The following is a 23,248-nucleotide window of genomic DNA, read 5'->3' as shown; positions in this document are numbered from 1 at the left end:
CGAACGCGTCACCCGAAAAGCTCAGCGGCCGCCGACCCAGCTCCAGGCGTACTTCCCGTCGTCGACGGCACTGCCGGCCTCACCCAGCTCCATCGGCCGGAAGGTGTCGACCATGACTGCGAGCTCGTCGAACTCGTGGACCCCGATGGACTTCTCGTAGGCGCCCGGCTGCGGGCCGTGCGCGTGCCCGCCCGGGTGCAGCGAGATCGAACCCTTGCCGATGCCGGAGCCCTTGCGCGCCTCGTAGTCGCCGTCGACGTAGAACATGATCTCGTCGCTGTCGACGTTGGAGTGGTAGTAGGGCACCGGGATCGACGCCTCGTGGTAGTCGACCTTGCGCGGCACGAAGTTGCACACCACGAAGTTCGTGCCCTCGAAGACCTGGTGCACCGGCGGCGGCTGGTGCACCTTCCCGGTGATCGGCATGAAGTCGGAGACGTTGAACGCGTAGGGGTAGAGGCAGCCGTCCCAGCCGACGACGTCGAGCGGGTGGTAGGGGTAGGTGTAGACGGTGCCGACGATCGCGCTGCCCGTGCGGTGCTTGACGTAAACCTCTGTCGGAGTGTCGGGTTCGGCGCCGACGTCCTCCGCCAGCAGCGGTCCGGCCGGGCCGCGCAGGTCACGCTCGCAGTACGGCGCATGCTCCAGCAACTGCCCGAAGCGCGACAGGTAGCGCTTGGGCGGTGCGATGTGCGAGTTGCCCTCGATCGCATAGGCCCGCAGTGGTTCGGTGAAGCCGTCGTCACCGGCGGCCACGGGCAGCCAGCGGTGGGTCGCCGCACGCGGCACGATCAGGTAGTCGCCCTCGGCGACGTCGAACGCGCCGAAGACCGTCTCGACGCGTGCCGCGCCGCGCTCGACATACACGCACTCGTCACCGATCCCGTTGCGGTACCACGGACTCGGGGCATCGGCCACGACATACGAGATGCGCACGTCCCCGTTGCCGAGTATCAGACGACGCCCGGTGACGGCGTCGACGCCGGTGTCCGCCTCGGTGAACAGGTCGTGCAGTTTCAGGTGGCGCGGCAGCAGGGGATGGTTGGGGCGGGTCTCCTGGGTCCACCGGAACACCCACGGCTGCGCATCGGAGATCGCCGACGGCAGGCCGCGGTGATAGAGCAGGGACGAATCGCTGGAGAAGCCCTCCTCCCCCATCAGTTCTTCGTAGAAGACGCTGCCGTCCGGCCGGCGCAACGCAGTGTGCCGTTGCCGGGGCAGCTCGCCCATTGCTCGATAGAACGCCATCGTTCGCCTCGCTGTTGACCGGGGAGCTTCTTACCCTTCGAGGCTAGCGAGCGTGTGGCGGAGCCGGGGCGCCGTACGGCGGCTTCGGGGCACGGGAGCGCACGACGTACGTTTTGGCGGCCTTGTCGTGGAGCGATTGCGCGTGCCGGTCGCCGAGGGGCACCAGTCCGTCGACCAGCCCGAAGACCAGGCCGAGCGATCCGAGGAACGGCACGAGCGAGGTGATGGTGTTGACGCCCTTGACCACGGCCCGGATCGCCACCGCGTTGAGGCCGGGTTTGGCGGTCGACTCGCTGCTGCGCACCCGGATGCCGCAGATCAGGTGGCCGACGGTCTGGCCGCGCCAGGCGATCATCGCGATCTCGTAGACCAGGTAGAGCACGGCCGCGATCAGCGGGAACTGCCACGGAACCTGGTAGAGCGCCTCCGGGATCGGCGGCTGCGACCGGCCGGCCTCCGCCGCGTCGAGCAGGTCGTCGTACCAGTTGATGAACGTCGTGGCCCACGGGTGCAGCCAGGTCCAGGACACGGCGACCGCGACGGCCGACAGCAGGATGTTGTCGATGACGTATGCGAACAGGCGGCGCCACCACGACGCGGTCGGCTCACCGTCCGGGGTGACCTTGACCGGGCGCGGTTGGTAGGGCTGCCGGGGGCCGTATGGCGTCTGGCCGTAGCCCTGGTTCCCGGGTTGTCCGTACGGGTCGTGCTCGCCGCGCTGGTAGGGCCGCATCTGCGGCTGCTCCGGATACCGGCTGCGCGCCGAGGCCTGCTCGGCGGCACGCAACCGCTCCTGCTCCTCCTCGTACTGCCGTTTGGCGTCGCCGATGCGCGAATTCTCCAGTCCGGGCTTCACCTTGGGCATCGTGCGGTCGCTCCACAGGATGCCGTCCCAGTAGCGAAGCTGGTCCGGGTCCTGGGGGTCGTCATACCAACCCGACGCACGTTCGCTCATGGCCCCAGATCCTCTCATTGGACGAGCGAACACAGGAGCACGCCCTCTCCCCCGTGACGGGGAAGAGGGCGTGCGGTGAGGCAGTGATCAGTGGCCGCTGGCCAGCTTGCCCTCGTCCTCCTCGATGATCTCCTCGGTCTCGTTGAGGATCTCGTTGACCCGCTCCGACGGCAGCTGGCAGTACCACGCCAGCGCGAAGATGACGGCCGTGAGGATGATGTTGGCCAGGATGCCGCCGTTGAAGCCGTAGACATCCGCCTGACCGGCTTCCTTGTCGGCGGCGCCGGAGTAGCTACCGAGGTAGCTCACCAGCAGGATGCCGGCGAACCACACCAGCACCCACCAACCGTGCTTGAAGTCCAGCTGCGGCGCCCGGCCCTTGTCCATGGCCTGGAAGATGCCCAGGAACACGTAGCCGATGGCGACGGCCACCATCATCTTCCAGACCTGGTCCCAACCGGCCCAGTACATGATCAGGTTGGTCGCCAGCAGGGCGATCGGACCGACCACCCACGCAGCCGTGGTGCGGTAAGGACGCTCCATGTCCGGCAACTGCTTGCGGAAGGTCAGCAACGCGATCGAGCCACTACCGAAGGACAGCACCGTCAGCGAGGTCACGACCTCCACCAGGGCCTGCCAGCTCGGGAACGGCAGGAAGAAGATGCAGCCGGCGATCCAGGCCACGATCAGGCTCGGCCACGGCACACCGTTGTTGTTGACCTTGGCCAGAACGGCCGGTGCGTTGCGGTTGCGGCCCATGGCGTAGGACATACGCGCGGTGACGCTGGTGTAGATCAGACCGGTGTCTCCGGGGCTGATGAACGCGTCCGCGTAGAGCAGACCGGCCAGCCAGCTCATGCCGAGCACGGTGGCCATCGAGGCCAGCGGACTGAAGTTACCGGCGTCGCTACCGGTCTTGATCGCGTCACCGACGTTGGCCCAGCCGTTCTCCGCCAGGTGGGTCGGGTCGAGCGCGCCGATGAAGGCGACCTGCAGCAGGATGTAGAGCACACCACAGATCAGGATCGAACCGATCAGGGTCAGCGGGACGTTCTTCTTCGGGTTGTCGGTCTCACCGGCCAACTCGATGCCCTGGCGCCAGCCGAGGAACGAGAACGCAACACCGGCGGCCGGGATGGCCTCCATGGCGCCCTTGATGCCGTTCGGGGCGAAACCGCCGCCGCCCTTGGCGTCGATGGTGAAGTTGCCGCTGTGGAACGAGGCGATCATGATCGCGGCGATCACCAGGACGATCATGATCAGCTTCCACCACACCAACACGTTGTTGATGCGGGCGAACCACTTCACACCGAAGAAGTTGATCAGCACGAAGACGCCGAGCATCAGGATCGCGATGACCAGACCGGCCGGCTTCAGGGTGCCGTTGTCGTTCTCCAACCAGTGCAGGTAGGAGGTTGCGTAGGTGAGCACCGCGGACACCTCGACCGCGGCGACCGCGGCACAGGCGAGCCAGGTGACCCAACCGAACGAGTAGCTGGCGAACGAGCCCCACGCGTAGTGGGGGTAGCGCGCCACACCACCGCTTCGCGGCATCATCACGCCGAGCTCGGCGTAGCTGAGTCCGATGAACAAGAACATGATCGTGCCGACGATCCACGTCAGGATTGCGGCAGGTCCCGCCAGGCTCGAGGCGTGCAGCGAACTGAACAACCACCCCGACCCGATGATCGAGCCAATGGCGGTGAAGAGGAGACCTACGGTCCCGAACTCCTTTTTGAGGTGCGGGTCGTCTCCGGCGACGTTATCTACCTTCTCGGTATCGACGCTCATAGTTGTGCATCATCCCTTTCGGCTGCCATGCACTTATTCTGTTTCGGTTGTCGTGCACCCCCCGGGCACCACTTGTGAACCGTGACACACTCAGCGAGCGCTAGAACGTTAGTCCCACAAACCACATGCGCGTCAAGCACCACACTCAGCGTTTCCAAGTTGCAACCTGAATGATGCCTGGATCCAGGGCGCTGCGGGTGGGATTCACCCAAGGTCCGTGATAACCGGTGCCGGGATCCGCTGGCCTAGGCTGGCGATCATGCTCAAGCTGTTGCTGCTGTTGCACCTGCTGACGGCGATCTTCGCCGTCGGCCCGCTCGCCCACGCGGTCACCACGGCCTCTCGTGGGCTGCGTCATGCGGATCCTGTTGCGCTGCAGGCGTCTTCGCGGACCGCGAAGGTGTATGCCGCCGCCTCGGTGCTGGTCGTGATCTTCGGCATGGGGCTGATGTCGCAGAAGCGTCGTGGTGAGGAGCTGGGCAGCATCGGCGACACCTGGATCTGGCTTTCCCTGGTGCTGTGGGCAATTGGCGTCGCCATCACCTTCCTGGTCGTCACCCCGAGCCTCGACAAGGCCGCCGAAGAAATCTCTCGCGGGTCCGGCGGGTCGAGTAGCCCATCCCGCGGGTCGAGTGGCCCGGAGGAGCGCAGCGGAGGAGGGCGTATCGAGACCGGCGCCACCCCCGTCTCGTCATACACCGCCCGCGTCGCGGCCTCCGGTGGTGTCGTCGCGCTGATCTTCGCGGTCATCGTGGCGCTGATGGTCTATCGCCCGGGTAGCTGATGACCCCGGGCGAGGTCGCGGACTTCCTGGCAACGCTGCCCGGGTGCACGCAGACAGGCACCCGCGCCATACCTGCCTGGTATGTCGCGGGCCGCGTCGTCGCGCGCCTGGTGGCCGCCGACGAGCTGATGATCCGCTGCGACTTCGCCGAGCGTGAGCGATTGGTGCGGGACGACCCGGAAACGTTCGGCATCCCACCCGAGTACGAGGCACATATGAAGGTGCAGGCGATGCTTGCCGGTGACGCCGACCGGATCAGGTCGGCGCTGCGTGGTGCGTGGGAGTTGCAGCGGAAGCGGTGAGAGTCATGGGCGCGGCCCGGCCCGGTCCGCCACTCGTTCCATCCTCCGCCGCCGTGCGGGCGCGCTCGATCGTCGATCGCAGCAGGGGTGCGACCCCGTAGGGCTGGGCGTAGCCGAGGTAGTCCTCGACCTGTCTGGCCACCGACCCCCACGGCGCCTGGTCGATCGCCCGGATGATCGGGACCCAGTCGCCCAGCGTGCCGCGCTCGATCGCCGCGACCAGCGCTTCGTACGGCCACTGCTCGACGGGTTGGCCGGCGGACCCCAGGACGTTCCGGAACGGCTCGCTCACTGCCAGCCCTCCACGATCCCCGCCGCAAGGTTGATGCCGTGTCAGTTGTGGATGGCAATCCTCGGAAGCCAGTCCTGTTCGCGCAGCGTCTCCCATGCACGACGCACGTGCTCGGGCGTGAAAAGCCGACTCTTGCGCGGGGTCCAGGAGCTCACGAGTTCGGTTGCGATTTCCGGTGATTCAGCGGCACGGTCATCGTGTTCCGCGACCCAGTGCACGCTTGCCAGCAGCTCGAGGCCGTAGGCACTCTCGTAGCCGGACACGACACGAAGCACTCTGTTCAGTCGCTCGCTCAAAATGTCACTCGACATGACTATCTGACGAGTCTCGTCTCCACCGTCGTCGAGGAGTTCGAGTGGCTCGGCCTCCCCCACCTTGGCGCTGCCGTCGCCGAATCCACTGATGTAATGTCCCTCCAACTCGGTCAGGACGTGACGCAGGTTGTCCGCGTACGGCCCATACCGGCCCTTGACGTAGTTGAGCCGGAGTGGCTGCCCTGCTTCCTGGAGGAAATACATCAACTTCTGCACTTCGATGACAGATGGCGCTTCGAGAGTTACTTCGCGATAGCGACTCATAATGCCGAGCAGCGCGGCGCGACCGGGTGTCATTTTCGGCTTCTGCCGGTTCTCAACCATCGCTGCGGCCCGAGGGGCCCCCTTCGGGGGGTAGAGCACAACCTCGATCGGGAGGCCACCAAGGGCCTGGACGATCAGCGGTCGTACCTCGCTCCACTGCAGGCCGCCGTTTCCGCAGCCAAGGGGCGGCAGCGCGATTGACTCGACACCAGCCTCCGAAACGACATGCACCAAAGCCCTCAGCCCGTCACGGATGTCCTCCAGCCTGGAGGGACTTCGCCAGTGCCGCTTGGTCGGGAAATTGATGATCAGGGAGGGTCCGCTCATCGCCTCTGTGTGCCAGACGAACATGCGACCAGGAACGACCTCGCCGGCCTTCGCGGCTCGTGCGTACGCCTTGTACATCTCTGGGTAGGCACGCTTGAACTGCAGCGCGATCCCTTTGCCCATCACGCCAACGGTGTTGACCGTGTTGACCAGAGCATCAACATCGGCCGTCAGCAGATTGCCCTCGGCTTCCCTGATCACTCGTGTCTCCATGTCCTAGAAATACATCTCGGGTCTGACACTCACCCGCATCGGCGCCGCTCCCAGCCTATCGAGCGTGCTCTGCGCTCGCGCGGCGACTTCAGGCGACTTCGCAACGACAGCCAGGATCGCGGTCCACGGTGCCGTGGCATGGACGAGGCACTCCGCCATCCGTCGTTCGCGTCGATCGGGATCCTCTTCGGTATTCGCCCACATGCGCGCTTTCATCAGTTGCCAATCAACGAGCGCACCCAGTCCGTCCTCGTCGGAGCTGAACTCCGCGTAGTCGAGGGCGGCGTTCCGATCGGTGCACGCGAAACGCAAGCGCAGTTCCGCGATCCTCTGCACCGAGGAAACGAGGTAGATCAGATCCTCGCAACCGCCCTGGTAGGTCGGCACGTTGCCACAGTGAATTGAGAACATCATCGGGCTCCGGGGCGCGAAGTAGAAGGGTACGTAGTCGGCAACCACCCCTTCGCGCACGATCGTCTCCAGGTGATCCACGTGGGTGAAGTGGTAGATCCGCGCCGGGTCAGGAAGCGGCATCCGGCTCCCCTGACACCTGCGCCTTCCGTTCCTCCGCGAACGTCGGCGCCATGGCCTCCATCTGGTCGATGACCAGCTTGATCGCGCCCGGCTGCTTGTCGGGCGGGTAACCGTTCTTGACCAGCAGCCGCTTGATCGACGACCGCAGCTTGGCCTTGACGTCGTCACGCACGGTCCAGTCGGTGCGCGTGTCACGGCGCATCACCGCGACCAGGTCACGAGCGATCTGCGCGAGCACGTCACCGCCCATCACGTCGACGGCCGACTCGTTGGTGGAGACGACGTCGTAGAACGCCAGCTCCTTGTCGTCCAGCGGCGGCTGGAAGTGCTTGCCACGGTTGCCTTCCGCGCTGACCTCCTTGGCCATCTCGACCAGCGCTGCGATCACTTCCGCCGACGTCAGCTGCTGGTTGGTGTACTTCGTCATCAACGCCGTCAGCCGCTCGGAGAACTGCTGCTGCCGGATCAGGTTTTGGCCGGTCGACCGCGCCGCTTCCTTCAGGATGCTCGCTCGCAGCGCCTCGATCGCCAGGTGCGGTGTGCTGGACTTCGTTGCCTGGGTGAGAAACTCGGGCGTGAGATCCGCGAGGCTCTGCCGCGGCAGCCCGGACGCCTCGAAGATGTCGAGGATCTCGTCGCTGTCGGTCGCGTCCACGATGATCTTGCCGAGCAGCAGTGCGATGTCCTCGGGCACGGGCTCGCCGTTCGCCTGGCGAAGCTCGGCGTCGTACTTCGCCATCCAGACGCGGACTTCCTCGTAGAACGCGACCTCGTAGCGCACCGCATCCGGCTGGTCACCGCCCGCGCAGAGTGCCCACGCCCGAGCCAGTTGCCCACTGGCCTTCCGGTATGCCGCTGCCAGTGGCAGTGAACCGTCGTCGCTCGCATTCCCCGCCGTCGCGGGGCTGCGCAGGTGGTCTACGACCTGCCGGGCCGCGACGATCCACCCGCGTTTCGGGTCGGCCGCGATGATCTGCTTCCAGTCGACACCGGCGACCATCTCGCGGATCTGGTCCACCAGGTCATGGAGCAGCTCGCCGGCCGCAGCGACGTCCTTGCCGACCGCGTCACGCTGGTCCCGGCCGCCGGCAACCGTGAACTCCTCCAGCGCCCGACTGAGGTCTTCCGCGATCGGGGCGTACGCGACGAGCAGTCCGTCCGGCTTCTGCTTGTAGGTGCGGTTGACCCGCGCGAGCGTCTGCATCAGCAGCGCGCCCTTGATCGGGCGGTCGACATACAGCGTGTGCAGCGGCGGCGAGTCGTAGCCGGTGAGCATCATGTCCTTGACGATCACCAGCTCCAGCTCGTCGTCGGCCTCCTTGAAGCGCTTCTTGATCGCAGCGTTCAGCGAGGGTTTGCGCACGTGCTCGGCGATGATCGGGTTCTGCTCGCTCGGGTCTCCGGAGTAGACGACCTTGAGCTTGCCCTTGTCGACGGCGTCGTTGTGCCAGTCGGGGCGCCGGTCGACGAGCTCGGCGTAGAGCTTGGCGGCGATCTCGCGGGTGGCGCAGACGATCATCGCCTTACCGGGCACGCCCATGAACGGCTCCATCGCCTTGCGGCGCTGCTCCCAGTGCGCGACCAGGTCGTCGGCGAGCTGGGTGAGCCGGGCTGGTGCGCCGTACACGGCATTGAGCACGGCGACGCCCTGCTCGACCTTGGCCCGCTCGGCCTCGTCCAGCCCGGTGGTCGCCTCGTCGGCGGCCTCGTCGACCAGGTTGTCGTCGTACCCTTCGGCGCGCACCACCTTGATCAGCCGCGGCTCGAAATAGACCGGCACGGTCGCGCCGTCGTCGACCGCCCGGTTGAGGTCGTAGATGTCAATGTGGTCGCCGAACACCTTGCGGGTGTTGCGATCCGCGCTGGTGATGGGTGTGCCGGTGAACGCGATCAGCGTCGCGTGCGGCAGTGCGTCCTTGAGGTGCCGGGCGTAACCGTCGAGGTCGTCGTAATGGCTGCGATGCGCCTCGTCGACGATCACGACGACGTTGCGCCGGTCGCACAGCATCGGGTGCGCGGCCCCGGAGTCGCGCTCGGCCTGGGTACGGCCGAACTTTTGCAGCGTGGTGAAGATGATCCCGCCGGAGGAGCGCTGGGACAGCTCGGTGCGCAGCTGTTCGCGCTTGGTGACCTGCAGCGGGTGCTCGGTGAGCAGCAGGCTCTTCGTGAAGGATTCGTAGAGCTGGCCGTCGAGTTCGTTGCGGTCGGTGATGACGACGATCGTCGGGTTGTGCATGGCCGGCTCGCGGGCGATGCGGGCGGCGAAGAGCTCCATCTCCATCGACTTGCCGGAGCCCTGGGTGTGCCAGACGACGCCGGCCTTGCCGTCGCTGCGCATCGCGTCGATGGTGGAGCCGACCGCCTTGGTGACGGCGAAGTACTGGTGCGGCTTGGCGATCCGCATCGCCAGCCCGGTCTTCTCGTCGTTGTCGTATGCCGTGAAGTCGCGCTGCAGCTGCAGGAATCGCTCCTGATTGCACAGCCCTTCGAGGTTGGTCTCCAGCTCGAAGACCGGCTCAACGTCCGGCCCGGGTTCGCCCATCTCCAGCGGGTGACCGTCGTCGTCGACGTTCCAGCTGGCGAAGTGGTTGTATGGCGTGAACGGCGTGCCGTAGCGCGCCGTGATCCCGTCGCTGGCGATCACGAAGTCCGCCTGGGCGAAGGCCAAAGGGAATTCGCGCACGTAGGTCTGCAGCTGCGCATGGGCGCCGGCGGCCGTCGCCTGCTTGGATCCGGCACGCTTCAACTCGATGATGCTCACCGGCAGCCCGTTGAGGTAGAGCACGATGTCGAAGCGCCGCTCGTGCTCGTGACTGCGAATGGTGAGCTGGTTGGCTGCTACCCAGTCGTTCTCGGAGGGTTCGTGGCTGATCAGCCGGATCGTCGGTGTCTGCTCGATGCCGTTGTGGTCGAGGTATGTCGCCCCGCGGTAGCCGTGCACCAGGACGTCGTGCATCCGGTGGTTCTCGGTCAGCGCGTCCGTCGACGTCGGGCTGAGGATGTCCGAGATCGCTTGCTGGAGAACGTTGTCCGGCACACTCGGGTTGAGTGCGTGAACCCGCTCCAGCAACCGGCCGTGCAGCACCAGGTCCGACCAGGACTGCCGCTCCCCCGACCCCGGTGCCAGCTGCGGACCAGGAATGACCTGCCAGCCCAGCTCACCGAGGGTTTCCAAGGCCAGCTGCTCCCAGTCGGCCTCCTTGAACGCCTTCATCTCTAGACAACCTCCCCGACTTGTTTCTCCGCGTCCTTCACCCGCAGCTTGCCCGACATCAGCAGCGGCAGCAGCCCGTCGCGCGTTGCGGCGAGTGTTTCGTTTTCCTCAACGATGGACGCCCGCAACTCTCCAAGCCTGCCGATACTCTCCGCCGTCTCCGTTGGAAGTGTTCGGACATCAGCGACTTCGGTCGCCATGAGCTCTGCTGGCTTGACCCGCTGATGGCTGCCAGACGTCCCGGCAACCTTGCCTCGTAATGCGACGGAGAATCGCGGATCGTCCAAAGCCGCGGCAAGCACCGAGGTGGTTCCATCCGTGGGGTGGAGGACCACAAACTCCGTCGATGCAAAGCAACGCATGTCCGGAACCGCCGTGACATCCCAGATCCGCGGAATGCGAGGGTTGAGCTTGGAAACGAGGACGCAAGGATCGACCAATTCGAACTTCGCACTCTTGATCTCCGAAGGGTCGGCAACACGCTCAGGCACCCCCACATCGCAGGCCGGTAGACTGAAGTGAAGCACTGGATCATTGCCGAACGCAGTCGGATTCACGGTGGACCGCTTGGCATCCGCGAGGTCAGCGAGTGGCACGCGAGGTTCGACAGCGGAGACCATGAGCGCGGCAAGCTCCCGCGACTGGTCCGCAACGCGGCGATTGGCCGCGATCTTGTTGTCGAGCGCCCCCAGCACCTCCGCGATCGCGATCCTCTCGGCAACGGGCGGGACGTTGAGGATGATCGAATCCAAAGCCCGACGGCTGAGCTTGGGCTGAGCGCTACCAGTCAAGTAACCGCCGATGTCAGCAAGGTTCAAGGCATAGCCGAGAAACTCCGTTTCCTCCGGCGTCGGGCACCTCAACACATGCGCATGATTGTTCACCCAGATCTGACCACGCGTTGTGAACGCTATTGGCGTCGACCTGCTGCGCAGATTTTCCCCGTCTTCAGCAACGAGGAGATATCTCCCATCGTGGGTCTGCCCCTCGACCCAATCGATGACCCCCGACGCCCCGTAGTAAGGGGTCGTCCCGACGACCCGGTCGGACGATTTGATCGGCACACGGAATCGGTCGAAGTTCTCCGCGAGCTCACTGACAGCGACTGGTCGCCAAGTGCTCATGCCAACCGCCCCAACTGCTCACGCACGACCGCATCAAGCCGGGCCGACTCATCCATCGCCGCGAGCAGCTCCTTGGACAGCCGCTCGACCTTCTGCTCGATGGGTTCGCCGTCGTCCTCGACCTCCGGAGCACCGACGAATCGCCCTGGAGTCAGGGCGTATCCCGCATCCTTGATCTCCGCGATGGTTGCGCTCTTGCAGAAGCCGGGGATGTCGGCATACTCGGCAGGAGCGTGCGTACCGCGCCAGGCATGGTAGGTGTCGGCGATCTTGGCGATGTCCTCGTCCGACAGCGCACGGTTGGCGCGGTCCACCATGTGCCCGAGCTCGCGGGCGTCGATGAAGAGCACCTGACCGGTGCGGTCGACCGCGCCCTGCTTGCCCGCAGACTTGTCCTTGGCGAAGAACCACACGCACACCGGGATGCCGGTGCTGCGGAAGAGCTGCGTCGGCAGGGCCACGAGACACGAAACCAGGTCCGCTTCCACCAGATTCGCCCGGATCTGCCCCTCCCCACCGGAGTTGCTGGACATCGACCCGTTGGCCATCACCACACCCGCGGACCCCTTCGGACCGAGCTTGCTGATGATGTGCTGCATCCACGCGTAGTTGGCGTTGCCCTTGGGCGGCACGCCATACACCCAGCGCTTGTCGTCCTCCGCGCGCGACCAATCCTTGATGTTGAACGGCGGATTCGCCATCACGAAGTCCATCTCCAGCCCCGGATGGATGTCCCGCGCGAAGGTGTCCTGCCACGCGGCACCCAGACCACTGGTGTCGATGCCGTGGATCGCGAGGTTCATCTTCGCCATTCGCCAGGTGCGCTCGTTCAGCTCCTGGCCGTAGACCGCCAGGTCCGAGCCGTCCTTGCCGTGCGCCTCCAGGAACTTCTCCGCCTGCACGAACATGCCGCCCGACCCGCAGCACGGGTCGTAGACGCGGCCGTGGTCCGGCTCCAGCACCTCCACCAGCACCCGCACCACCGAGGCGGGCGTGTAGAACTCGCCACCCCGCTTGCCCTCGGCCTGGGCGAACTTCTCCAGGAAGTATTCGTAGACCTCCCCCAGCAGGTCGCGGGCCTTCGTCGCACCCTGCCCGGTGAACCGCGCCGAGTTGAACAGGTCGATCAGCTCACCGAGCCGGCGCTGGTCGACGTTCTGCTTGCCGAAGATGCGCGGCAGCGTGCCCTTCAGCGACGGGTTGGCACCCATCAGCAGATCCATCGCCCCGTCGATGAGGTCGCCGATGGTCTGCGCCACCCGATCGCCCTGCGCCGGGCGGCCTTTCGCGTGATCGGCCAGGAACTGCCAGCGGGCCTCCTCGCCCACCCAGAAGACACCGGCACCGGTGTATTCCTCGACGTCGTCGATCACCGCGCCGATCTGCTCCTCCGACCAGCCGTCCGCCTCCAGGTCGGCGCGGATCTGCCCGCGCCGCTCGTCGAACGCGTCGGACACGTACTTCAGGAAGATCAGCCCGAGGATCACGTCCTTGTACTGCGACGCGTCCATCGACCCACGCAGCTTGTCCGCGGCCTTCCAGAGCGTGTCCTTCAGCTCCTTGGAGGTCGACGCCTTCCTAGCGCTGGACGCGGCAGACGGCTTCCCAGCGCTGGTTGAGTAGGCCGAGCCGCTAGGCGAGGCCGTATCGAAACCAAGCTCCGGCTGCTGTTCATTCACTTGACTGCTTCCTTAGCTATTGACTGTGTTGAATTGTCTTGCATGTCTTGGCTCTTCGCAGGGCGATCGTCGGCGATCCGGACCGACCCGGTGACCACGCCGTCCACGAGGGCGGCCTGCAACTCCTGCACTGCTGCCAGCTCGGCCCGCAACCGCGTCTCCGCATCGGCCAGGGCACCCCACCGCCGGTGCAACGCATCGCGGTCGTCCGACGGCACCAGCCGGATCGGCCAGCTCTCGAACCGGCGCGCCGCCACCGGTTGCGCCAGCAGGTCCGCGGCAAGCACCTCGGGCAGCAGCGTCGCATCGGGTGGCCCGCCGACCAGCCGCAGGATCCGCGCGGGACTCTGCACCACCGAGCCACCCTCCCGGTCGACCTTCGCACCGACCTGCTGACCGGTGGCGAAGACGACGTCGCCCGGCTCGGTCAGTTGGGCCCGCGGGTATGCCGCCGCCAGCTCCAGCAACCCGATCCGCCGTGCGCCCCACGGTGACCGGCCCGCGACCTCCTCCGGGCCGATCACCGCCGCACCGGTCGGACGCAGCACGACGTCGCGCTCGCGGATCCGGTGTCCGGAGACAACGCGCACCCACCCGGCGCGGATCGCCCGCCCGAGCGTGACGGTCGGGACGCTGGTCATCGCGCCGCCCCCGCTGCTGTATGTCGACCAGCCCACGCCGGCGTCACCGGCCTGCATGCGCAGTCGCTCGACGCACTCGGCGAGCGAAGCCGGGTCGGCATACGTGCTCGGAGTGGCGTCGGCGACCAGGCTCCCCGAGCCGGTCAGCAGCCGGGTGGTCGGGATCATCGTCGAGCGGTGGAAGGCGTGCAGCCGGGTCGCGAAGCGCACCGACGTGAGTGAGGTGACAGCGTCGGTCGTCAACTCGTCGAGCACCTCCTCGGTCAGCGTCACGTCGCTCAGGTCGGCCACGACCGTGCCACGGTCGCTCGGCGGCACCTCGCGCGGAGTGGGGCCGAAAACCCACACCGCCAAATGGGTTTGGCCCTGGTGCGGCGCGAGTCCGGTCGGCAGCCTGACCGCCATACGAAGTCGGCCGTCACGGATCACGGCGTCGCGCAACCCGACAAGTCCGGCCGGCAACCGGTCGGTGAGCACGCTGCTCGGTGCGAGCAGCACGCCCCAGTGCTGCGTCGACATCATCAGGGTGATGTCGTTCAGCGCGTCGAGCATCTGCCCGGTGCTCGCGGTCGGCTCCCCCGCACTGGGCAGCGCACCGACGACCAACCCGGGTCCGCCGAGGTCGGGGTCTCCGTCGACCACGGGTAGCGACTCGGCCACCACGTCGCGTGTCAGCAGCCGGCAGCGCGCCAATCGGGTTGCTGCGCAGTCGGTGTCGATGACGCCGTAGTCGGCGACATCGCCCTCGAGCGTGTCCGCCACTCTGGACAGAATCCGTCCGTCGCCGAGCGTCGGGTCGATGAACCGCAAGACCGGCAGCCCCACAGCACGGCCGATCGCCGCCGCCATCGTGGCAACCAGCCGGGTCGCGTCCTCCCTGAGCAGCACGCGGCGGTGGTCGCCGCCCGCGCGACGTGCCGCGTCACGCGCGACCACCCCGATCGCCGCCCGCGGGGAGTACGCCGACTCGGCGAGCTGATCGACATACTCGGCCAGTGCCGTCGATACCGGCAGCGCCGACTCCACCTCCCGGCGCAGGCACCTGTCGTCCGGATCGATGGTTGCCGCGAGATCCGCCAGATCCTCCTCGTCGAGATCGCGAATCAGCTCGTTGCTGCGGTCGGCCAGCGTGAGCAGAGCCACGACCAACCCCGGCGAGACCTCGTCCGCCAGCGCGCCGTGTGGTCGCGCCGCCGCGACGACATCCTCGGCGGCCTCCGGGTTGTTGCCCAGACCGGAGGTGCGCAGGAAGTCCGCGACAGCCTGCGCGTCGAACTCGGGATGGCCGTCCCGGGTTCCGACGGGTTGCGGGAAGGCGACGCCGGCGCGGTTGGTGCGCTTGCGCCACATGGACACCACGGGGCGTTCGACCCGCGCGGCGCGGGCGACATCTGCCAGCGACATACGCAGCAATGAACCGTTCGATGTGTCCACGTCGCCTCCTTCCTGAGTGCTGTCATCACAGTAGCGACTAACGAGATGTTCCGACTGCGTTGCTTTGATAATCCCCTTTATCACTATCTCAAATTGTCACTGTCGATGGCCGAAGGCACAGTGATCGGCATACCCCACACGGGGGCAATTGACCGACAGGAGCACGACATGAACACGAAGACGAAGCACATCATCGGATACTCCGGCACCGCCGTGGTCGCCCTGATCATCGGCGCCGCCGCGGGAAGTGGAGGTTCTTCCGGCACGGCGACGCCGGCCGTCACGAGCACGGTCCGCACCACGGCAACCGTCACCGCGCCGGCCCCAGATGCCCAGCCGGCGAGTGCCGTGACCACCACGGTCCATGCGCCGGCGGTCACCAAGACTGTGCACGCACCGGCGGTGACCAAGACGGTCACGACCACGCCGAAGCCGAAGGCGACCATCCCGGGCGACGGGACCTACCAGGTCGGCACGGACATCCAGCCGGGCACGTACGTCTCGGGCACCCCCGACAGCGGTAACTGCTACTGGGCGCGACTGAAGGGGACGTCCGGTTCGTTCAGCGACATCATCGCCAACAACAACTCGGCCGGCCAGTCCGTCGTCACCATCGCACCGACCGACAAGGTCTTCGAAACCTCCGGCTGCAACGACTGGTCCCGGCGGTGAGCCGTGCGCGTCCGACGTCGCCAGCGGACATGGCTCCGTTGCCGTAAGACGCCCCAACTGCCGCGGTGCGCCGTGTCGGGAAAGATTTGCTACCCCGACACGGCATCCGCCCAGAAGTTCCTCGATCGCGCGCTCACCTCCCAGGAACTCGCCGACGAGTGGCTCGGTGGCCGGGAGTGGAGTGTCCGCCAGGAAAAGCGCATGTACCGGTGCCCGGACTGCGGCCAGTGGCACCTGACGTCGAGGGCATGAGACGCGCCCGCGTGACACTGGCTCCGCACTTGTCCACATGCAGACGTGACTGTGCGCACCTGTGCACAGGATTCGTGTGGGCCCGTCGGCCGAGCCCTCCACAACAGGCAGAGTCTATTTCGCATCACTACGCAATTGGAGGAGCAGACCATGGCCGACTTCATCGAGACTTGTATTACGCTCGCGTTACCGGTGGTTGGCGTGTGGTGGATCGTCATACGTCGTCGGCGGGCGCACCGGCGGGATGCGATGCTCGCCGCCGAGTGGAGCCATGCGCTCGCTCTCAGCCAGAGCAGCAACGCCTCGCTGGTGCAGGTTGCTCGCGTCTATCAACGCGCTCGAACCGGCACCAAGGTCCACATCCGCTGGGCGAACGGTGTCCTGCAGGACGCATGGCTGGAGGACTACGCCGCTGCAAACGGAGCCTGGATCCTCGCGACGGGAGACGTCGGGTACGGCGAGCACAACAAGAACCCGCGGGTCTTTCGAGTCTGGTACGGCAACCTGCACATGACGTTGCCTGCCGGCGCACCCGCGGCATACACACGGCACCTGAAGCGTGTGGCCCGACAGGCCGCACGGCATCGGGTCGCGGCCTGATGAACGAAGGGCAGCCGACGGTACGGCTTGTTCGAAGTTATCCACATCCCCCTTGTTTTGCGAGGGATGTGGATAACATTGGTGAGCGAAAAGTGTTGCATATCAGCAAGTTTCGACTATAATCGAACACATGGACGACACGCAGAAAGATACGATCGACGACGGCGGCCCGGTCGTCGACGCATCCACGCTGCGCACCCTCCTGCACGATGTCGGCGGCGACCTTGCCACCGACGATCCGCTCGCGGAGATCCGCGCCCTCGAAGAACTCAAGAACGCCCTGTGCGCCCGCCAAGCACGACTGACCGTCCAGGCCCACCACCGCCAACGCGACAAGGACACCGCCCGCGGCATCGACCGGGCCACCACCGCACGCTTCGTCGGCTCCCAGATCGCCCTGGCCCAACGCCGCTCACCCCACCTCGGGTCCCGCCTGCTCGGGCTGGCCCACGCCCTCACCGAGGAAATGCCCCACACCTACGCCGCGCTCGCGGCCGGGGTCATCAACGAACGCGACGCCACCGCCCTGGTCGCCCAGACCGCGTACCTGACCCGCGAGGACCGCACCGCCGTGGACGCCGCCCTCGCCGACGACCTCGGGCACACAAGTCACCGCCGCCTGGTCGCCGAAGCGACGAAGCACGCCTACGCCGCCGACCCGCAAGCCTTCGTCCACCGCCGCGCCAAGGCCGAAGCCGACCGGCGGGTCACCCTGCGACCAGCACCGGACTGCATGGCCTGGCTCACCGCGCTCCTGCCGGTCAAAGACGGCGTCGCCTGCTACGCCGCCCTCAAAACCGCGGCCGCCGCACACAGTGACCAACCCCGCGGCCAGGTCATGGCCGACACCCTCGTGCAGCGCGTCACCGGACACGCACCCGCCGACGGCAGCGCCGACATCCACGTCGACCTGCTCATGCCCATCGACACCCTCACCGGCGACACCCCCGCCCACGTACCCGACTACGGGCCCATCCCCGCCGACCTCGCCCGCGAATGGGTCAACACCACCAACGACACCGCTGCGGAGGTGCGCACCCAGATCCGGCGGATCTTCACCTACCCCGACACCGGCGACCTGATCGGCATGGACTCCCACGCCCGCACCTACCCCGGCCTCCTGGCCCACCTGATCCGGCTACGCGACCACACCTGCCGCACACCCTGGTGCGACGCCCCCATCAAACACATCGACCACATCCAAGCCCACGCAACAGGCGGCGAAACCTGCGAACGCAACGGACAAGGCCTGTGCGCCCGCTGCAACCAAGTCAAAGAACACCCCGACATCAACATCACCGGCCACGCCGGCGAAACCACCACCACCACCGGCAGCCTCACCGCCACCAGCAGACCACCCGCACCACCCGGCATGCCACCACCGACTCGATCCCATCTCGATCGAGCGCTCATCGACATCAGCTGGCGAATCCACCGCATTCAATGGCGTGCTGCCTGACCACACACGGCACCACCTCGAGGTGGGGGTTACGGCGCGTCCCGCAGTTCGATGAGTTGCGCCCTGAACTCGCTGACCAAGAGGCGTGCATCGCCCATCATCGTGTGCCGATAGCCCGTCGGCATACCGAGCAGCGTCTGCAACCTGGCCGCCCGCTGGCTCGGTGCGCCAGTCCCGCCGACGGCCTCGGCGAGCATCGCAGCCGTCAGCGGACCATAAGGATTCAGCAGGTCGTTCGCCCGGCCGACCAGCCAGCAGATCGCCGATGCGTTGCTCGTCGGCTTCGACCGCGGCGAAAACCAACCCGGCGCGTCACTCGCGGCCATCGCCAACAGGCGTCGCTGGGCGGTGCGCACCTCGTCGGCTGCCACCGGGTGAGCATCCGCGCCGCGGTCGATGAGCGGCAGCACTGCGGCCACCGCCTCATGTATGGCGTCGGCCACGACGCTCCAGTCGAACTCGTCGGCCGGCAACGGCTCGTCGGTGAGCGCCAACAGCGCTTCCTCCGATCCCACGGTGAAGGGCAATTCGTGATCCGCTATGTCCAACCGAGGACCCCACATCCGCTGGATGCGGCCCACCAGATCGGTGATGTCGAGCCCTACCGGGTCGAAGCCGTCATCGAGTTCCGGTTGGTGGTAGCGCCCCGCGTAGTAGTCGCCGCTCAGCTCATTGATCGCATCCAGCGCGTGACGGATCACCTTTGGCGACATACCGTTTCGCCCCAGAGCGAACCTCACCCAAGCCTCTGCCACCTCCGGAACATCGCTGTCCAGTTCCGGTGCGACCACCTTCCTCGTCCACCATTCGAAGAATTCGTCGACACCACGCGGGCTCCACTCCAGCGGATCTCCCGTGCCGTAGTTGACCGCGAAGTCCACCAGCAGTTCGGCGATCGATCGCGCCGTCTCCGGCGAGACACGCTCCCGGCGCAACCCCATACCTGGCTCCGAGGCCAGGAAGCCATCCAGGAGGGACCCCCGCGCGCGATCATCGATCTCCGGCGTCTCCGGTGGCGCCGCCGGCGGCAGCATCCGCATGACCCACTCCGTCATGGCTCTCGACATCGGCCACGAATCGGTCTCCGGTTGCGGCAGCAACATCGCCGACAACTCGATCCCGGCCTCGACCACCCCACGTGCCGCCGCGCGGTCGACACCGAGCCAGACCACCTCGCCGGCAGGAGCAGCCTGCAACGATCGATGGCGCAAGCCGTCAAGCGTCTCCTCGACGGAGAACGCGTCGGTCACTGCTCGACCCAACCGCCGGTCGACGAACACCAGCATGGAGAAGGCCGGAAGCCCCGGCGACCGCACCTGGAAGACATAATCACCGGCATCCCCGAGTACGTCCTGCATCCGGCCCGCGTCGACCACCTCGGCGTCAGCCAGGCGCGCCACCCAGGGCGGTACCGGATCGCCGCGGCGAGCGGCCTCGTCGGCAGCCCGTGCCGCGTAGGTCCCGGGAGCAAGCTGCGCCAAGACACGGAGCAGTGCCGTGGTCTCAACACCGGCGTCCTCGATGATCATGTCCAGGAACGTGTCCAGATCGGCCGGTGGCCGTTCAGCTCCCGGGCCTTCGTACGTGCGGGCATCCATCACCGCCAACAGGCTGCTCACATCAGCGAGGAACGCCATCGGGTCACTCAACAGCTCGAAATAGTGCTGGCGCAGTGGGGACACGGCCGACTCGACGACACGCAGGCGCGGCGAACCCTTGGCGGTTGCGTTCTTCGGCATCGCACCATGGTGTCATTCACATTCCTGAGAAACACATCGGCCACGACCGGGGCGCTGGTCGTGGCCGATGAGATCAGGGGGCTCAGAGGTTGCCGCGTTTGTCCTGTTCGCGCTCGATCGCCTCGAAGAGTGCCTTGAAGTTGCCCTTGCCGAAGCCGAGCGAACCGTGCCGCTCGATCAACTCGAAGAACACCGTCGGCCGGTCACCCAGCGGCTTGGTGAAGATCTGCAGCAGGTAACCGTCCTCATCCCGGTCCACCAGGATCCCGCGCTTCTGCAGCTCCTCCACCGGCACCCGCACCTGGCCGATACGCGCCCGCAACTCCGGGTCCTCGTAGTAGCTGTCCGGCGTGTTGAGGAACTCGACGCCGTTGCGCCGCAACGCGTCCACCGTCTGGATGATGTCACCGGTCGCGACCGCCAGGTGCTGGGCGCCGGCGCCACGGTAGAACTCCAGGTATTCGTCGATCTGCGACTTCTTCTTCGCGACCGCAGGCTCGTTCAGCGGGAACTTCACCCGGTGGTTGCCGTTGGCCACCACCTTGCTCATCAGCGCCGAGTAGTCGGTGGCGATGTCGTCACCGATGAACTCCGCCATGTTCACAAAGCCCATGACGCGGTTGTAGAACGCAACCCACTCGTCCATCCTGCCCAACTCGACGTTGCCGACGATGTGGTCCAGCGCCTGGAAGAGCCGCTTCGGCTGGCCGTCACGCGGCTCGAAGGTGGAGGTCTGCTCGACATACCCCGGCAGGTAGGGGCCGTCGTACTTCGACCGGTCGACCAGGGTGTGGATCGTCTCGCCGTAGGTCGCGATGGCGGCGATGCGCACCGTGCCGTGCTCGTCGGTGACGTCTTCCGGCTCACGCGCCACGGTGGCGCCCGCCTTGCGCGCCTGCGCGATGCATTTGTCGACGTCCGGCACCTCCAACGCGATGTCCACGACACCGTCGCCGTGCTTGCGGTGATGCTCCACCAGCGGGCTGTCCGGGTCCACGGCACCGTTGATGACGAAGCGGATCGAGCCCGACTTCAGCACGAACGACTTGTGATCGCGATTACCCGTCTCCGGGCCGCTGTACGCGATCAGCTGCATGCCCCACACGGTCTGGTAGTAGAGGGCGGACTGCGTCGCGTTCCCCGACACGAACACGATCGCGTCCCACCCGGTGACCGGGAAGGGGTCCTTGTCGGCGTCGTAGTCGACCAGGCCGACCAACTGCTTCAACTGCTCCAGGTCCTGACCTGCAGCGAGTTCGTCCGGCGTGAGGTTCACAGTCGTTGTCATGCGTCCACTGTGCGGCGCATCACACGATCGCGCAATCGGCATGCGTGACGGTGATCATCATGCGCAATATGCACGGATACCCCTTGGAAATTGTGGTCAGATTGTCCAGTCAGTCGCGGCGGCGCCCGGCCGCACTCACCAGGAACCGCACACCCCGGTCGTACACCGGGTCCGGCAACAGCCGCCGGGCGTATGTCGCGGGCTTCGCACCCGCACCGATCGCGTAGCGCGAGCGCGGATGCTTCGCGCGGACGGCCCGACCGATTGCGTTCGCCACCACCTCGGGGCTCGACCCGCGGAACGGCCCACTGGCTTCGGAGGTGAGGGCCTTCGCGACGCGGCGGGCCGAGTCGGCATACGCACCGCTCCCGGAGCGCTCCAGCAACGCGTCGGCGGCGATCCCTCCCCACTCGGTCTCGATCGCTCCCGGCTCGATGATGACCACCTTGATGCCGAACGGTGCGAGCTCCAGCCGCAACGAGTCACTCAACCCCTCGACCGCGAACTTCGTGGCGTGATACCAGCCGCCGAGCGGCATGTAGAGCTTCCCGCCCATCGACGACACGTTGACGATGTAGCCGTCACCCTGCTCCCGCATGTGCGGGGTCACGAGTTGCGTCAGCCGGGCCAGCCCGAAGATGTTGACGTCGAACTGCCGGCGGGCCTCCTCCGGCGGCACGTCCTCGATCGCGCCGTACGACCCGTAGCCGGCGTTGTTGACCAGGACATCGATGCGGCCGGTGTCCGCGATGATCCGATCCACGCCTGCGGCAGCCGAGGCGTCGTCAGTGACATCCATCGCGATGGGCCGAATTCCCTGCGCTTCCAGCTCTTTCATCCGCTCGACCCGGCGAGCGGCGGCATACACCACAAACCCGAGGTCGGCGAGCTTGCGAGCGGTGGCCATGCCGATCCCGGAGGAAGCGCCCGTGACGAGCGCGGTACGGCGAGTGGTTGCGTCTGACATGGTGATCCTCGTCTGCGATGGGTGGCCCGGCAGTGATCCGGAACTATCGTTCACCTTTTGATTGTGAACTATAGTTCATCTTGTGGCAAGTCCTTCACCCCGTCAGCAGCGCAGCGATGCCGTGCGCAACCGGGCCCGCATCATGCATGCGGCCCGCGAGCAGATCATCGAGCACGGGCCGACCGTCAGCATGTCCGCGATCGCCGACGCCGCCGGTGTGGCGGTGGGCACGCTCTACCGCAACTTCCCGGCGAAGGTCGACCTGGTCAACGCCGTCGTCGAGGAGCACCTCGAGCAGCTCGTCGTCGACGTCGAGCAGACGGCGGCCAGGGTCGCCGACGGTGCCCCGCCCGGCGACGAGTTGCGCGCGCTGGCGCACCGGATCCTCGATGACGCGGCGCGCAACCACGCCGTCAAGGTTGCCGCCGCCGCGTTCGTGGACCCGGACTACTCGGCCGCGGAGCAGCGGGCGGGACGCAGCCTCACCCCGATCCTGCAGTCCTGCATCGACGCCGGGGTGCTGGCGCCGGAGGTCGAAGCGGCCGACTTCCAGCTGCTCATGGTGACCGCCCCGGTCGATCAACCCGAGCAGGTGCGCAACCGCTGGCTGGAGATCTTCCTGGCCGGACTCGCGCCGCACTGACCGACGACCGGACGCCCGCTTCGCTACGTTCGGAGGTATGCCGAAGATCGACCACCTCGATGCACGCCTCATCGCTCTGCTCACCGAGAAGCCACAGATCGGGGTGCTCGGCGCTTCGCGAGAGTTGGCGGTCGCGCGCGGCACGGTCCAGGCACGGCTGGACCGCCTCATCGAGCGCGGCGTCATCTCCTCGCTCGCGCCCACCGTCTCCCCCGCGGCACTCGGCTACCCGGTGATGGCCTTCTGCACACTGCAGATCCAGCAGCGCAAGGGCCGCCAGGCGGTCGTCGACCACCTCGAGGGCATCCCCGAAGTGCTGGAAGTGCACACCATCACCGGCAGCGGTGACCTGCTCGCGCGGATCGTCGGACGCAACAACGCCGACCTCCAGCGGGTCATCGACCAGATCGTCGGGACCGGGCTCGTCGTCCACGCCTCGACCACGATCGCCCTCGCCGAGCTGGTCGCTCACCGCACGCTGCCGCTGGTGCAGGAAGCCGGGAGTCGCTGAG

At 66.6% G+C, this 23,248-nt stretch carries 21 protein-coding genes; 8 read left to right on the top strand and 13 right to left on the bottom strand.

The window, feature by feature from the left end; genetic code table 11:
* Positions 1 to 21: 21 nt before the first annotated feature.
* From FHU39_RS03980 to FHU39_RS03970, 3 genes are all read right to left on the bottom strand, one after another.
* On the bottom strand, positions 22 to 1,248 hold the full coding sequence (locus tag FHU39_RS03980) for a homogentisate 1,2-dioxygenase (RefSeq protein WP_183319168.1): 1,227 nt from the start codon (positions 1,246 to 1,248) through the stop codon (positions 22 to 24).
* A 43-nt stretch (positions 1,249 to 1,291) separates the two neighbouring features.
* Positions 1,292 to 2,203 carry an RDD family protein gene (locus FHU39_RS03975; protein WP_183319167.1) on the bottom strand — a complete coding sequence of 304 codons (912 nt, stop codon included), beginning with the start codon at positions 2,201 to 2,203 and terminating at the stop codon, positions 1,292 to 1,294.
* An 87-nt stretch (positions 2,204 to 2,290) separates the two neighbouring features.
* Positions 2,291 to 3,994 carry an APC family permease gene (locus FHU39_RS03970; protein ID WP_183319166.1) on the bottom strand — a complete coding sequence of 568 codons (1,704 nt, stop codon included), beginning with the start codon at positions 3,992 to 3,994 and terminating at the stop codon, positions 2,291 to 2,293.
* Positions 3,995 to 4,253: 259 nt separating this feature from the next.
* Between FHU39_RS03970 and FHU39_RS03965 the strand changes: the two genes are divergently transcribed.
* Positions 4,254 to 4,778, top strand: a complete 525-nt coding sequence (locus FHU39_RS03965) for a hypothetical protein (RefSeq protein ID WP_183319165.1) — start codon at positions 4,254 to 4,256, stop codon at positions 4,776 to 4,778.
* Positions 4,778 to 5,080, top strand: coding sequence for a hypothetical protein (locus FHU39_RS03960; protein WP_183319164.1), 303 nt, complete (start codon positions 4,778 to 4,780; stop codon positions 5,078 to 5,080). Before FHU39_RS03965 ends, FHU39_RS03960 begins: the two co-directional genes overlap by 1 nt.
* Here FHU39_RS03960 and FHU39_RS03955 read toward each other — a convergent pair.
* The 7 genes from FHU39_RS03955 to FHU39_RS03925 all read right to left on the bottom strand — a co-directional run bounded on the left by FHU39_RS03955 (position 5,034) and on the right by FHU39_RS03925 (position 15,116).
* Entirely contained in the window at positions 5,034 to 5,372 is a 339-nt protein-coding gene (locus FHU39_RS03955; RefSeq protein ID WP_183319163.1) for an XRE family transcriptional regulator, read from the bottom strand. The genes FHU39_RS03960 and FHU39_RS03955 overlap by 47 nt on opposite strands.
* Before the next feature lie 41 nt (positions 5,373 to 5,413).
* A complete protein-coding gene (gene darG / locus FHU39_RS03950; RefSeq protein WP_183319162.1) occupies positions 5,414 to 6,478 on the bottom strand; it encodes a type II toxin-antitoxin system antitoxin DNA ADP-ribosyl glycohydrolase DarG in 1,065 nt (354 codons plus the stop codon).
* Positions 6,479 to 6,493: 15 nt separating this feature from the next.
* A complete protein-coding gene (gene darT, locus FHU39_RS03945) occupies positions 6,494 to 7,024 on the bottom strand; it encodes a type II toxin-antitoxin system toxin DNA ADP-ribosyl transferase DarT (RefSeq protein WP_183319161.1) in 531 nt (176 codons plus the stop codon).
* Positions 7,011 to 10,238, bottom strand: a complete 3,228-nt coding sequence (locus FHU39_RS03940; RefSeq protein WP_183319160.1) for a type I restriction endonuclease subunit R — start codon at positions 10,236 to 10,238, stop codon at positions 7,011 to 7,013. Before FHU39_RS03940 ends, darT begins: the two co-directional genes overlap by 14 nt.
* 2 nt (positions 10,239 to 10,240) lie before the next feature.
* The gene (locus FHU39_RS03935) at positions 10,241 to 11,362 is read right to left on the bottom strand and encodes a restriction endonuclease subunit S (protein ID WP_183319159.1); all 1,122 of its coding nucleotides are present in this window, start codon (positions 11,360 to 11,362) and stop codon (positions 10,241 to 10,243) included.
* Complete coding sequence (locus tag FHU39_RS03930; protein ID WP_246336338.1) at positions 11,359 to 12,918, bottom strand: class I SAM-dependent DNA methyltransferase; 1,560 nt, start codon at positions 12,916 to 12,918, stop codon at positions 11,359 to 11,361. Before FHU39_RS03930 ends, FHU39_RS03935 begins: the two co-directional genes overlap by 4 nt.
* A 119-nt stretch (positions 12,919 to 13,037) precedes the next feature.
* A complete protein-coding gene (locus FHU39_RS03925) occupies positions 13,038 to 15,116 on the bottom strand; it encodes a hypothetical protein (protein WP_183319158.1) in 2,079 nt (692 codons plus the stop codon).
* A gap of 168 nt (positions 15,117 to 15,284) precedes the next feature.
* On the opposite strand from FHU39_RS03925, the gene FHU39_RS03920 reads away from it, so the two are divergent.
* The 4 genes from FHU39_RS03920 (at position 15,285) to FHU39_RS03905 (ending at position 18,099) form a co-directional block, all read left to right on the top strand.
* Positions 15,285 to 15,788 (top strand): Rv1352/Rv1906c domain-containing protein, encoded by a 504-nt coding sequence (locus FHU39_RS03920; protein WP_183319157.1) that lies wholly within the window; start codon positions 15,285 to 15,287, stop codon positions 15,786 to 15,788.
* A gap of 72 nt (positions 15,789 to 15,860) precedes the next feature.
* Positions 15,861 to 16,040, top strand: a complete 180-nt coding sequence (locus FHU39_RS03915) for a hypothetical protein (RefSeq protein ID WP_183319156.1) — start codon at positions 15,861 to 15,863, stop codon at positions 16,038 to 16,040.
* Positions 16,041 to 16,190: 150 nt separating this feature from the next.
* Positions 16,191 to 16,640, top strand: coding sequence for a hypothetical protein (locus FHU39_RS03910; protein WP_183319154.1), 450 nt, complete (start codon positions 16,191 to 16,193; stop codon positions 16,638 to 16,640).
* 130 nt (positions 16,641 to 16,770) lie between these two features.
* On the top strand, positions 16,771 to 18,099 hold the full coding sequence (locus tag FHU39_RS03905) for an HNH endonuclease (RefSeq protein WP_183319152.1): 1,329 nt from the start codon (positions 16,771 to 16,773) through the stop codon (positions 18,097 to 18,099).
* A 29-nt stretch (positions 18,100 to 18,128) separates the two neighbouring features.
* Here FHU39_RS03905 and FHU39_RS03900 read toward each other — a convergent pair whose 3' ends face one another.
* The 3 genes from FHU39_RS03900 to FHU39_RS03890 all read right to left on the bottom strand — a co-directional run bounded on the left by FHU39_RS03900 (position 18,129) and on the right by FHU39_RS03890 (position 22,093).
* Positions 18,129 to 19,838, bottom strand: coding sequence for a hypothetical protein (locus tag FHU39_RS03900; RefSeq protein ID WP_183319150.1), 1,710 nt, complete (start codon positions 19,836 to 19,838; stop codon positions 18,129 to 18,131).
* 82 nt (positions 19,839 to 19,920) lie between these two features.
* Positions 19,921 to 21,126 carry a 4-hydroxyphenylpyruvate dioxygenase gene (hppD, locus tag FHU39_RS03895; RefSeq protein ID WP_183319148.1) on the bottom strand — a complete coding sequence of 402 codons (1,206 nt, stop codon included), beginning with the start codon at positions 21,124 to 21,126 and terminating at the stop codon, positions 19,921 to 19,923.
* 109 nt (positions 21,127 to 21,235) lie between these two features.
* On the bottom strand, positions 21,236 to 22,093 hold the full coding sequence (locus FHU39_RS03890) for an oxidoreductase (RefSeq protein ID WP_183319146.1): 858 nt from the start codon (positions 22,091 to 22,093) through the stop codon (positions 21,236 to 21,238).
* Positions 22,094 to 22,175: 82 nt separating this feature from the next.
* On the opposite strand from FHU39_RS03890, the gene FHU39_RS03885 reads away from it, so the two are divergent.
* Together FHU39_RS03885 and FHU39_RS03880 are read left to right on the top strand one after the other, a co-directional pair.
* Positions 22,176 to 22,736, top strand: coding sequence for a TetR family transcriptional regulator (locus FHU39_RS03885; RefSeq protein WP_221185121.1), 561 nt, complete (start codon positions 22,176 to 22,178; stop codon positions 22,734 to 22,736).
* Between the two features lie 37 nt (positions 22,737 to 22,773).
* Positions 22,774 to 23,247 carry an Lrp/AsnC family transcriptional regulator gene (locus FHU39_RS03880; RefSeq protein WP_183319144.1) on the top strand — a complete coding sequence of 158 codons (474 nt, stop codon included), beginning with the start codon at positions 22,774 to 22,776 and terminating at the stop codon, positions 23,245 to 23,247.
* Position 23,248 lies beyond the last annotated feature (1 nt).

This window comes from Flexivirga oryzae, from assembly GCF_014190805.1.
Taxonomy (GTDB): Bacteria; Actinomycetota; Actinomycetes; order Actinomycetales; family Dermatophilaceae; genus Flexivirga; species Flexivirga oryzae.
The sequence above is the reverse complement of the archived record's forward strand: the minus strand, read 5'-3'. Positions and strand labels throughout refer to the sequence as shown.

What these genes read in the sequence shown, in the direction of transcription:
- FHU39_RS03975 (WP_183319167.1), bottom strand. Translation starts at nt 2,203, where the DNA reads ATGAGCGAACGTGCGTCGGGTTGGTATGACGACCCCCAGGACCCGGAC.
- FHU39_RS03890 (WP_183319146.1), bottom strand. Translation starts at nt 22,093, where the DNA reads ATGTCAGACGCAACCACTCGCCGTACCGCGCTCGTCACGGGCGCTTCC.
- FHU39_RS03965 (WP_183319165.1), top strand. Translation starts at nt 4,254, where the DNA reads ATGCTCAAGCTGTTGCTGCTGTTGCACCTGCTGACGGCGATCTTCGCC.
- darT (WP_183319161.1), bottom strand. Translation starts at nt 7,024, where the DNA reads ATGCCGCTTCCTGACCCGGCGCGGATCTACCACTTCACCCACGTGGAT.
- FHU39_RS03980 (WP_183319168.1), bottom strand. Translation starts at nt 1,248, where the DNA reads ATGGCGTTCTATCGAGCAATGGGCGAGCTGCCCCGGCAACGGCACACT.
- hppD (WP_183319148.1), bottom strand. Translation starts at nt 21,126, where the DNA reads ATGACAACGACTGTGAACCTCACGCCGGACGAACTCGCTGCAGGTCAG.
- FHU39_RS03880 (WP_183319144.1), top strand. Translation starts at nt 22,774, where the DNA reads ATGCCGAAGATCGACCACCTCGATGCACGCCTCATCGCTCTGCTCACC.
- FHU39_RS03900 (WP_183319150.1), bottom strand. Translation starts at nt 19,838, where the DNA reads ATGCCGAAGAACGCAACCGCCAAGGGTTCGCCGCGCCTGCGTGTCGTC.
- FHU39_RS03920 (WP_183319157.1), top strand. Translation starts at nt 15,285, where the DNA reads ATGAACACGAAGACGAAGCACATCATCGGATACTCCGGCACCGCCGTG.
- FHU39_RS03905 (WP_183319152.1), top strand. Translation starts at nt 16,771, where the DNA reads ATGGACGACACGCAGAAAGATACGATCGACGACGGCGGCCCGGTCGTC.
- FHU39_RS03910 (WP_183319154.1), top strand. Translation starts at nt 16,191, where the DNA reads ATGGCCGACTTCATCGAGACTTGTATTACGCTCGCGTTACCGGTGGTT.
- FHU39_RS03935 (WP_183319159.1), bottom strand. Translation starts at nt 11,362, where the DNA reads ATGAGCACTTGGCGACCAGTCGCTGTCAGTGAGCTCGCGGAGAACTTC.
- FHU39_RS03970 (WP_183319166.1), bottom strand. Translation starts at nt 3,994, where the DNA reads ATGAGCGTCGATACCGAGAAGGTAGATAACGTCGCCGGAGACGACCCG.
- FHU39_RS03960 (WP_183319164.1), top strand. Translation starts at nt 4,778, where the DNA reads ATGACCCCGGGCGAGGTCGCGGACTTCCTGGCAACGCTGCCCGGGTGC.
- FHU39_RS03940 (WP_183319160.1), bottom strand. Translation starts at nt 10,238, where the DNA reads ATGAAGGCGTTCAAGGAGGCCGACTGGGAGCAGCTGGCCTTGGAAACC.